The sequence below is a fragment of the Leptolyngbya sp. BC1307 genome (assembly GCF_002286735.1).
Classification (GTDB): domain Bacteria; phylum Cyanobacteriota; class Cyanobacteriia; order Phormidesmidales; family Phormidesmidaceae; genus Phormidesmis.
Genome location: NZ_NRTA01000082.1, coordinates 1 through 10,270, shown reverse-complemented (window position 1 = coordinate 10,270; position 10,270 = coordinate 1). Strand labels below are relative to the sequence as shown.

The window sequence follows — 10,270 nt, the reverse complement described above, 5'->3', positions numbered from 1 at the left end:
CTTTTCATTCTTCTGTTACAACAGATTTCTCGCCCTTTGACCACTCATCGTTACTTTCCTCAATAATGCTACTTACCAGCGGTTATTGAGCTATTGCGGCTAAACTTCATGTTTGGAGAAGATCAAGCACTGATTGGAGGTTTCTTAGTAGTAATTATCGGATTGTTAATAACCTCTCATCTATGGAGCTTTATTCACGATAAATGGGGCATTAGTTTTTCGCCAAACCACAGAATTATCACTGGTTGCATTATTCTTCTTGTTGCGTTGTTCCTGTAGTGCCCAGATAATCAACAATTCTGACTGTCACTCCATGCTCAACTATAGAAAAAGCCAGTAAGTGTCTGTGGAAATATACTACGTAAAATTAGTAGTGAACATGTATGCTCACTTGTAGATCTTCATGTATGCTTGCGTGTATATTTAGTGACCTATTAGTGACGTAAGTTTTGTTGTCAGAGTCAGCAATAGCCAGAAATGCTATGCACTAAAGCTGTCTTCCCACAAGTAGGGCACAACGCATCTGTAGATCCCGACGGTTCTATTCCCTGCTAAGCTGAGACTGTAGGGAGGGTGCATCTAGACCACTTCTGCTTTTTCTTTCGACACTAAAAATTACCGCTGCTCTAAACAAATATTTGACGTTTGGTAGAAAAATGGTAGATCCTACAGACCTGATACGCTAGAACCTTTGAAAATCAAGTATCGCGCCCCTCGTCCCGAACGAGGTGCGCTACCAAACTGCGCCACATCCCGCGATGTTGCTCTACTGTGAGCAATCGCTTATTAAGATTATCACAGGCTCTCAAGTCTTAGGCAGTAAAAATAAGCGCAAAGACTTCACCGCTTCCTTATCCCGATTGACCCAGAGCGGCTCTGAAGAATTAAGGGCATTCCGGCTGGTATTTGTGCGGCTCCGCTCGGTACACTTCGTGGGTGTCTGTCGGTACGCTGCACCAGCGCTAAGCCGGTCAACCCCTGATAGATCTTAACTTTTATACTTATTGCGACTCGATTATGGCTTCAGTGTCTCCCTCTGCATTTGTCGGTAAAGAAATTAGTTTTGGGACAGACGGTTGGCGAGGCATTATTGCCGCTGACTTTACGTTTGAGCGGGTGGGGCGAGTAGCGGCTCTGGCAGCTCAGGTATTGGAGCAAACCTACGGCGATAACGGTAGCAAAACGGTGATTGTTGGCTATGATCGCCGGTTTTTGTCGCCTGATTTTGCTCGCTACGCATCTGACATGATCGCAGCCGCTGGCTACGAGGTCATGTTGTCTGAATGCTTTGCGCCGACGCCTGCTTTTAGCTGGGCGGCTTTCGACCAGAAGGCGCTAGGGGCAGTGGTGATTACGGCTAGCCATAACCCGGCAGCTTACTCAGGGCTCAAGGTGAAAAGTGCCTTTGGTGGCTCAGTACCGCCCGAAGTTACCAGCAAGATTGAAGCTAGGCTAGGGAACGCAGTACCTAAAGCTGACACGCCGGGTAGCATTACTTCCTTCAACCCCTGGCCTAGCTATTGCACTGCGCTACAGTCGATGGTAGATATTGAGGCGATTCGGGCGGCGGTGAGTGAGGGTAAGCTGACCGTGTTTGCTGAAGTGATGCATGGGGCAGCGGCAACAGGTTTGCAGCGATTGCTGGAGCGAGAGATTGATGAAATTAATGGCGAGGCCGATCCGCTGTTTGCGGGGGGTGCGCCTGAGCCTTTGCCGAAGTATATTCCTAAGCTGTTTGAGGCGATTGAGAATAAGACAAATCAGGGGCTGACGGTCGGGCTGATTTTTGATGGGGATTGCGATCGCATCGCCGGTATGGACGGCAACGCCAATTTCCTCAGTTCTCAAGTGCTGATCCCGATTCTGATGGAGCATCTGACCAAGCGCCGAGGCATGAAGGGCGAAGTGGTGAAAACAATTAGTGGCTCTAACCTTTTCCCAGCGCTGGCAAAGCTGTACGACCTGCCGCTCTACGAGACGCCGATTGGCTACAAATATATTGCTGATCGCATGTTAGAGGCCGACGTGCTGATCGGCGGCGAAGAATCGGGCGGCATCGGCTATGGCCACCATATTCCCGAACGGGATGCGCTGCTGTCGGCGCTGTATTTGCTAGAAGCGGTGGTGCAGAGCGGTAAAGACTTTGGCGAACTGAATGATTCGCTGCGTGAGCAAACCGGATTTAGCTCGGCCTACGACCGGATTGACCTGCCGCTAGCCAATATGGAAGTGCGCGCTAAGCTGCTGAAAGCGTTGCAGTCGAGTACACCGCAGGCAGTGGCTGGCCGCAAAGTGGAGAGCTGCCTAACGATTGACGGACATAAGTTCAACTTAGAGGACGATAGCTGGCTGCTGATTCGCTTCAGCGGAACAGAGCCTGTGCTACGGCTTTATGCTGAAGCTACCACCATAGAGGGAGTCCATGAGATTTTGGCTTGGGCGAAGGACTGGGCGAATTCGATCAGTTGAAGGGTGGCTATTAGCGGGATCAAGCCGGTCTATAGCAGCTCAGTGTGTTTGTGCTAGTACGCTCTGATCATGACGACTTTGACCCGGCAGGTCGAAGGTTCGTATCTTCTTGGCAAACCTTTTGGCGAGTAACCCTGCCATCTATCAGGTGGAGCTTACTCGCTTGCCTGGCAATTGTTACTTTGGTCTTGAAGCACCTGCTAGAGCGCAGCACTGAAGTTCGTCACGGCGGGCACTAGGGCTCACTCTCAGCCGGTCAGGTTCCAATCAGGTCATATTTGCCGCCACGATCTAGCGCTCTTTGGTAGGCCGGGCGAGCGTGAATGCGCTCTAAAAATGCCATGAGCTTGGGACGGCTGGCGGCAAGTCCAGCGCGGGTGGCGGCTTCTTCTAATGGGAAGCTGAGCTGAATGTCGGCAGCCGTAAAGCTGTCGTTGACGAACCATTCGGCTTTGTTGAGTTCTGATTCCATGTAGTCCAGGTGGAGGGCAATCTGGGGCTGGATAAATGAGCTTTGGGCGCGACCGGCGATCGCCCCGGCAATGGGCCGCAGGAAAAAGGGTGTTTTCTGCTCAACCTGGTTAAATACAAGATTTAGCAGCAGCGGCGGCATGGCTGAGCCTTCCGCGTAGTGCAGCCAGTAGGTATAGCGCAAGCGTTCTGGTGTATCAAGCGCGGGTGCTAACTTTCCATTACCGTAGCGATCTACCAAATACTCTACGATTGCCCCCGATTCGGCCAGGGTTAAACCGTCATCGGTAATGACAGGCGACTTGCCAAGCGGGTGCACCTGGCGCAGCGATTCGGGTGCTAGCATGGTTTCTGGGTTACGCTCGTAGCGTTTGATGTCGTACTCAAGCCCGAGTTCTTCTAGCAGCCAGAGAATGCGCTGAGAGCGGGAGTTGTTCAAATGGTGGACGGTAATCATCAGTCATTGCTAAATAGCGGGGCACACTGATGCTAACAACATTTCAGCTGATGGGCTGGTTGACAGTTGCTTTCGCCAGCATGTGCTGAGGCAAGGCACTACCCTGAAGGAAGTGACACAGCGGCTGCAGGGTGTTGGGGTCGTCGGGATAGCCCGCAGCGTGGGTATATCGAAAGGCCCAGACCATCACACCATTGGTCAAAATCGCCAGTACGCAGCTTCTAAGCTCCTGCGTACTGAACCCGGTAGATTCTGTTATTGGCTTCGTCGGTAATCAGCAGCGACCCGTCGGGCATCGCGAGGAGGCCGACGGGTCTGGCCCAGGTGGTTGGTACACTGGGGTCGGTTAAAAAGCCGGTTAAAAAGTCTTCATAGCTGCCGGTCGGTCTACCGTTTTCAAAGGGGATGAAAACAACTTTATATCCCGTGCCAGCGCTGCGATTCCAGGAGCCGCGAAAGGCGACAAAGGCTCCGTTTTGGTAGCGCTCTGGAAAAGTATCGCCATCGTAAAACTGGAGGCCCAGGGCGGCTGAGTGAGCCTGGAAAAGAACGTCAGGCGATCGCGTTTCCTGTACCAAATCGGGAGCCTTACTCACGCCATTCACGACCTGACGCGGATCTAAATTTTTGGGCGAAAGGTAGGCATAGGGCCAGCCGAAGAATTCGCCGGATTGGATGCGGGTGAAGTAGTCGGGCACCAGATCATCGCCTAGTCCATCGCGCTCATTGACGGTGGCATAGAGATCGCCTGTTGTCGGATGAAAGTCTAGCCCGACCGGATTGCGGAGTCCGCTAGCAAAGGTACGGGCATTGCTGCCGTCTAAGCCCATAGTCTGCACCGAGGCGCGTGGGGCAGGTTCCTCGTTAGCGTTGGACTGTGAGCCGATGGAGACGTAGAGGCGATCGCCCTCAGGAGAAACCACAACATTTCTCGTCCAGTGCTGGTTGTAGCCACCGCCGGGCAGGGTGGCGATGCGATCGCCCTGGCCCTCTAGGGCGGTTTGCCCGGTCGTCCAGGGAAACCGCACAACTTCGTCGGTATTGCCTAAGAAAAAAGATCCTTCGGCGAAGGCCATGCCAAAGGGGATATTTAAGCCATTGCGGGCGGTGGCAAAGGTCTCTTTGGTCTCGGCGACGCCGTTGCCATCGGCATCTACCAGGCGCTGAATGCGATTTTGTCGCGTTTCAGTTACCAGCACGTCACCGTCTGGGGTAAGGGCCAGCCAGCGGGGGTTGTCTAGCCCTTCGGCAAAGAGGTTGACTGTGAATCCATCGGGCACGTTGAGACTGGCATTGGCGGGGGGCGCAATGACGTTGGGCGGCTGGTTGGCGCTGTCTGAGGCGTAGGGGGCTGGCAGCTCATCAACAGAGATATTGATCGGCTCAGGATTTAGCGGTTGAGTCGAAATCTGAGCTCTCTCTGGGGGGGCCGTGGCTTCTGTTGAGCTACTGGTTTCGGCTGAGGTCGGCTGATCTTGACTCTGTTCGATCTGGCCTGACTCGGATTGTAAGGCGATGCCCTGGCAGCTACCTAGCAATAGTGTTAATCCGATCAATCCTTTCCAGTAGCGCATTCTATTTTTCTATGATGTCAGGCTTCTATCCTAGCTAAAGGAGATCGGCAATGTGGGCGGCTGTCTCTTGGGGCTTTTCTAAGTGAGGGACGTGGCCGCAGTTTTCGATCCATACGAGCTGGCAGTGAGGAATGGTCCGCTCAAAGCGCGTGGCATCTTTTACGCCTAAAATCTGATCCTGCCGGCCCCACAGCACCCGTGTCGGCACCTTAACCTGCGGAATTTTCTTTGATAAAAAGTTGTAGCCCCCACTTTTGGTAAAGGCGATGAGGGCCTCCTGCCAGCGGGGCATGAGCAAATGTAGCGAGGCGCATAGCTCTGCATCGGGGGTGACAAAGGTGCGGTCGTAGTAAGCCTTTTCGCTAATTTTGCGGCGCACGCCGGGATTGCGCAGAAAATTGGTGGCCCAACGGTCTAAGGGTGAAAACATCACCTTGCCAATGGCTGGCCCCGCTGCAAAGCCGACCGCGTCGATTAGCACTAGCTGCTTGACGGCTTCGGGGTAGCTCACGGCAAAGTCTATGGCTACACCACCGCCCATAGAAGCGCCGACTAGCACTACCGCCTGACCGATCACCTGCTGGCAGAATGCGAGCAAATGCTGCTTGATGGCGGCTGGATCTACGGGCTGAGCGGCGAGGCGATCGCCAAACCCAAACCCTAGCAAATCCATCGCATATACCTGATGATGGGCTTGAGCAGGCTCCGCTAGTAACGGTACCAATCGCCGAAATTCAAATAGGGAGCTGTCAAACCCGTGTAGCAAAAGCACGGGTATCCCCTGTCCGCTGCAAATGTAGCTGGTCGCTACCGGCCCGGCAGGCATTTGCACATTTGCCCATTGGACTTGCTGGGCGATCGCCACCGAATCCGCCTCACTCAGCCCCGCCGCTTCTACCGGTAACCCCATCTGAACCCCTCTCATCCCCCCCTTTTCCCTTTTCTAATTTTCCACCTCCCGATATTTCCGCCGCACATCTACATAAAAGCTCGCCACAATCGCCAGCAACATCCACCACAGCGTACTTACCTGGGGGCGATACCAAATGGTGTCGAAAGTTCCCTGTACGAGCAGACCGACGATGGCAGCGATCGCCCCCATCAGCCAAAAAGCATCTGTCTGTCGCATCTGCCGCAATCGCCCTAACTGCGCCCAGCCCTGCTGTAAGAGGACAATCAGCATCCAGCCAAACGACAATATGCCGAAAATGCCGGCTTCCACAGCCGTTTCAAAATAGATAGAGTAGGCACTTAGCGCCGTGTAGTTAGGCCGCTGGTAGAGCGGATAGACCTGATTGAAGGCTTCGTTGCCAGGGCCAATACCGATAATCGGTCTGGCTTTAATCATCTCAAACACCGCTGCGTATACATTCAGACGAAAGTTGTTACTGCTGTCGCCGCGCGGATCAAACATGCTCATCACCCGATCGCGTACCTGAGGCACTAGCAATACACTAGCTACGACAACCGCTGCCGAGCAGCCCAACAGCAAAGGTAGCGCCCACCGCCGCCAGAAGGGTGAAAACTTGGGATTCCACCAGAACATTAGCAGCACGATGCTAACAAATGACATGGCGACAAAGCCGAGCCAGCCGCCCCGACTCAGGGTAAAGATCAGGCAGGCGCTGCTAGTGAGATACATGACTAGCGCCAGCAGTTTGGGCAACCATTTGGGCCAGGCAAACACGGCCATCGCGCTAAAGCTGACGGCGGGCATCAGGTAGCCTGCTAGCAGGTTGGGATTTTTAAGGTAGCTGTATACTCGCGTTACCCCGACCATGTTGGACTCGGGATCTACCCAGGTAGCTAGCGCCTCTGCGCCAAAAAACCACTGCCTGAGGCCATAAACTGACACGATCAGCACCGTTAATAAATAGACCAAAATCAGCCCTGACCGCAGCTCTTTAATCCGCAGAACGCGGGCTAGCAGCATAAACAGCAGTATATTTAGGGTCAGCTTTGCCAGTCCTACCAGCGCCGCCATTTTTACTGGCGATAGGGCTGTCGCGACTAGCATCGCCCCCCAGTAGAGCATGATGACAATGTGCAAGGGGGTGAGCCAGCCTTCGGCGCGATCGCTCACCGTCAGCAGCAGCCAAAAGCCTGCCGTTGCCACCATTAGCCAGCCGATCAGCGCGGTCGAAACGTAGGGTGCGAGGGCAATGGTTGCTGCGGCAAAGACCCAGGCAATGCCGTCGCCCCAGGTCAGCAGCCAGCTCCCCTGCCGCCAGTTGCGCAGCGGCGAAAGCAGCCGGTGTAAAAGGCTCACCTCTCGCCACTGATGAAAAGCAAAGCGGTCTAGGGTGAGACCCGCAGAGATCGGTCGCGTCACTCGCTGAAAAGTTGCGCCAAACATACGCTTTTTGATTTATAAAGGCTCGTGTATCCTACCAAAGTCTTGTGACCTTAATAGCGGTCTGTTCATACGGTTGACTCTATAGCCGACTGAAGGGTTTAGAGTGAAGGGAGTTCTTCTAAAGGGATCAGCAGATGGCTGTAGCAACCCGCTTAAAGATTGGCGAAGTTGCCAAGCAAACCGATATGGCTGTGGGGGCTTTGCGCTACTACGAGAGCTTGGGGCTGCTCAGCTCTGATCGCGGTCAGAATGGCTATCGTTACTACTCCCCGATGGCGGTGCAGCAGGTGAAGTTTATTCGGAAGGCACAGGCGCTGGGCTTTTCTCTAGAGGAGATTGGCGAGGTGCTGAGTGTGCATCAGCAGGGAGATGTGCCCTGTGAGTTTGTGCGATCGCTCCTGCAAGAAAAAATTGAGCAGCTCGACGCTCAAATTCAGCAAATGAAGGCGTTTAAAAGTGAGCTAGAAGCGTATCGCGATCAGTGGGCAGCCACAAAGCCTCGGCCTGAACCCGGAGATATTTGTCCGCTGATTGAGACGGTGTCGCTAGCAAAACCAGCTTTCTAGATATTCCTGGATAGATATTAGGAGCGAAAAAATCCAAGACTGCGAGCAAAGCACCGCCAACAATCAGCAAGCAGGCAATCCTAAGGAATGAAGGTTGAATAATAGTCACTTTCACAGACTGATTGGTTTTGGCTAACGCCTGTGGCGACGCTCTGCGAACGACTACGCTCAGCCATCGGAGACGTCGAGCACCGAACCCTGAGCGTAGTCGAAGGGTGGCTGGATAGATTGGTCAAGTTATTTAATCCTCGATCCTAACTAACCAACTGGTTTCAGCCAGGCCGCAGGCGACCAAGAGGACAAGCGCTGATTGTCCTGGGCGAATCGCATCTGGCTTGAAACGGGCAGCTGTCTCAAAGTATTGTTCTAGATGAAATTGTTAGCGAATCTCGACTTCGCCGGAAAAGAGTAGTCGCGATTACAGAAGTGGGGCGTCGAAACTTTCTACATTGGAGGTTGGCCAGTATGCCTCCAGTATGCCTCAGTCCAGGCAAAGCCGATGACGCCTCAAATAATTGTCTATGGGTTAGAGTCTATCGGGTATCGCATTTTTTGCCTTTTACGTCAGCAGAAGGCGGCTGTTGTGGGCGTCAACAGATATCCGATCCCCCATGAAGAAGACATTGTTGTAGGAGATTTGCTGTCTGCCGATACCCTACGGATGGCGAACATTGAGACGGCGCAGACGATTGTTATTGCTAACAATGACGATGCGGTCAATCTGGAGATTTTGCTACAGGCGCGGCTGCTGAATCCTCGCATTAAGATTATCAACCGCTTGTTTAATCAGAGCTTGGGCGATCGCCTCGACTGCACGCTACCTCACCACTCAAATATGAGCGTGGCCGAACTCTCAGCGCCTATTTTCACTTTTGCCGCTATGAGTCAGGTGGCCATTGGTCACCTCAGGCTGTTTCACAACATTTGGCCAATTCACGAAGAATATATTCACGCCGATCATCCCTGGTGCGATCGCTCTATTAATGACCTGTGGAATGACCCTACCCGCATGTTCATTTACTATCTCACCTCTGACGCTGAGATTAGCCTGATAGAGGCCATGAGCTTAGGGCGACGGCTGCAGGCGGGCGATCGCCTGATTATCGGCACCCGTCCCAAAATAGAAACGCAGCGAGCCTCGCTCGTCGAACGATTTAAGAAGAGCTGGATTTGGCTGGGGCAGTTTCAGCGACATTTGCGCGCTGGGCTGCTCGTCACGCTGCTGCTGCTGACGACGATTTTAGTGGCGACTGCGGCTTACGTTAACTTTGGCTGGAATCAGAGCACGCTGGTAGATGCCCTGTACTTTTCGGTGGGAATGATCACGGGCGCGGGGGGTAATGAAGATATTGCTGAGCGCTCGTCAGCGGTGATGAAGGTCTTCACAGCGGTGATGATGCTGGTCGGGGCTGGGGTGATTGGCGTTTTCTACGCGCTGCTCAATGATCTGGTGCTAGGCTCTCGTTTGCGCTCGTTTTGGGAGGTGACCCAAGTGCCTCAGAAGGGTCACTACGTGATTTGCGGCATGGGCGGAATTGGCGTCAAAATTGCTCAGCAGTTGATGAGTCAGGGGCATAAAGTTGTCGTGGTTGAGCGAGATGATAATAGCCGGTTTTTGAGCGCGGCGCGATCGCAGCAGATTCCGGTGATTGTGGCGGATGCGACTTTGCCGGCGACGCTGAAGGCAGCGAATGTAGAGCGGGCGATCGCCCTGCTGGCGGTGACTAATGACGATATGGCTAATTTAGAAATCTCACTGACGGCCAAAGAACTGGCTCCTCATCTGTCGATTGTTGTCCGCAGTAACAATTCGGCCCTGGGTGATCGGATGGATCAGGTTTTTGACTTTACCGCTGTTCTAAACCCTTTTGAAATTGCTGCGCCAGCCTTCGCGGCGGCAGCTCTTGGCGGTCGGATATTGGGCAGCGGTGTCACCGGCGAGATTTTATGGATTGCGCTGTCGCTACTGATTACGCCAGCGCATCCTTTCTGTCAGCAGCCGGTTAAAGATATTGCCGTCGAGGCCGATCTGGTGCCACTTTACTTGCAAACTGCTCAGCGGCAGCTGCACGGCTGGGACTTGCTGGAGGAAGTTTTGCAGCCGGGAGATGTGCTGCATCTGACGATTCCGGCTAAAAATATTGAGCGCCTCTGGCGCATCAGTAATGAGAGTCTGAAACGCGAGTGAAGGGGTTAGCGATCGCTCTCCAGTCGTTTACCTAAACTGACGACTACCCCTTTATATTGTCGCGTGCGAATTCAAATCTATCAACTCTAGAGGGGTATCAACTCAAGGCGGGAAAAGCAGAGCTTCTAGTCAAGTAACAAATAGCACATTGGCCAGGCGGATAGAAAAAGCTCTGCGGCGAAGCCCAGA

At 53.3% G+C, this 10,270-nt stretch carries 8 protein-coding genes; 3 read left to right on the top strand and 5 right to left on the bottom strand.

Annotated elements, in window-relative coordinates:
- Positions 1-1,017 precede the first annotated feature (1,017 nt).
- A complete protein-coding gene (locus CKL79_RS21265) occupies positions 1,018-2,469 on the top strand; it encodes a phosphoglucomutase/phosphomannomutase family protein (protein ID WP_121971547.1) in 1,452 nt (483 codons plus the stop codon).
- Positions 2,470-2,725: 256 nt separating this feature from the next.
- On the opposite strand, the gene CKL79_RS21255 is transcribed toward CKL79_RS21265, so the two are convergent.
- From CKL79_RS21255 to CKL79_RS21240, 5 genes are read right to left on the bottom strand one after another with little or no spacing between them, the layout of a single operon-like run.
- On the bottom strand, positions 2,726-3,397 hold the full coding sequence (locus CKL79_RS21255; protein WP_121971545.1) for a glutathione S-transferase: 672 nt from the start codon (positions 3,395-3,397) through the stop codon (positions 2,726-2,728).
- Between the two features lie 43 nt (positions 3,398-3,440).
- Complete coding sequence (locus CKL79_RS23330) at positions 3,441-3,584, bottom strand: hypothetical protein (protein ID WP_170944155.1); 144 nt, start codon at positions 3,582-3,584, stop codon at positions 3,441-3,443.
- Between the two features lie 34 nt (positions 3,585-3,618).
- The gene (locus CKL79_RS21250; RefSeq protein WP_121971544.1) at positions 3,619-4,971 is read right to left on the bottom strand and encodes a sorbosone dehydrogenase family protein; all 1,353 of its coding nucleotides are present in this window, start codon (positions 4,969-4,971) and stop codon (positions 3,619-3,621) included.
- Positions 4,972-5,005: 34 nt separating this feature from the next.
- Positions 5,006-5,896: an alpha/beta fold hydrolase gene (locus tag CKL79_RS21245; protein WP_240519019.1), complete on the bottom strand. Its 891-nt coding sequence runs from the start codon at positions 5,894-5,896 to the stop codon at positions 5,006-5,008.
- 18 nt (positions 5,897-5,914) lie between these two features.
- Entirely contained in the window at positions 5,915-7,327 is a 1,413-nt protein-coding gene (locus CKL79_RS21240; RefSeq protein ID WP_121971542.1) for an IctB family putative bicarbonate transporter, read from the bottom strand.
- Between the two features lie 134 nt (positions 7,328-7,461).
- Here CKL79_RS21240 and CKL79_RS21235 point away from each other — a divergent pair, with 134 nt between their 5' ends.
- Positions 7,462-7,893 carry a heavy metal-responsive transcriptional regulator gene (locus CKL79_RS21235; protein ID WP_121971541.1) on the top strand — a complete coding sequence of 144 codons (432 nt, stop codon included), beginning with the start codon at positions 7,462-7,464 and terminating at the stop codon, positions 7,891-7,893.
- Between the two features lie 499 nt (positions 7,894-8,392).
- Positions 8,393-10,081 (top strand): NAD-binding protein, encoded by a 1,689-nt coding sequence (locus tag CKL79_RS21230; protein WP_121971540.1) that lies wholly within the window; start codon positions 8,393-8,395, stop codon positions 10,079-10,081.
- The last annotated feature ends 189 nt before the right edge of the window (positions 10,082-10,270 follow it).

What these genes read in the sequence shown, in the direction of transcription:
- CKL79_RS21265 (WP_121971547.1), top strand. Translation starts at nt 1,018, where the DNA reads ATGGCTTCAGTGTCTCCCTCTGCATTTGTCGGTAAAGAAATTAGTTTT.
- CKL79_RS21255 (WP_121971545.1), bottom strand. Translation starts at nt 3,397, where the DNA reads ATGATTACCGTCCACCATTTGAACAACTCCCGCTCTCAGCGCATTCTC.
- CKL79_RS23330 (WP_170944155.1), bottom strand. Translation starts at nt 3,584, where the DNA reads ATGGTCTGGGCCTTTCGATATACCCACGCTGCGGGCTATCCCGACGAC.
- CKL79_RS21250 (WP_121971544.1), bottom strand. Translation starts at nt 4,971, where the DNA reads ATGCGCTACTGGAAAGGATTGATCGGATTAACACTATTGCTAGGTAGC.
- CKL79_RS21245 (WP_240519019.1), bottom strand. Translation starts at nt 5,896, where the DNA reads ATGAGAGGGGTTCAGATGGGGTTACCGGTAGAAGCGGCGGGGCTGAGT.
- CKL79_RS21240 (WP_121971542.1), bottom strand. Translation starts at nt 7,327, where the DNA reads ATGTTTGGCGCAACTTTTCAGCGAGTGACGCGACCGATCTCTGCGGGT.
- CKL79_RS21235 (WP_121971541.1), top strand. Translation starts at nt 7,462, where the DNA reads ATGGCTGTAGCAACCCGCTTAAAGATTGGCGAAGTTGCCAAGCAAACC.
- CKL79_RS21230 (WP_121971540.1), top strand. Translation starts at nt 8,393, where the DNA reads ATGACGCCTCAAATAATTGTCTATGGGTTAGAGTCTATCGGGTATCGC.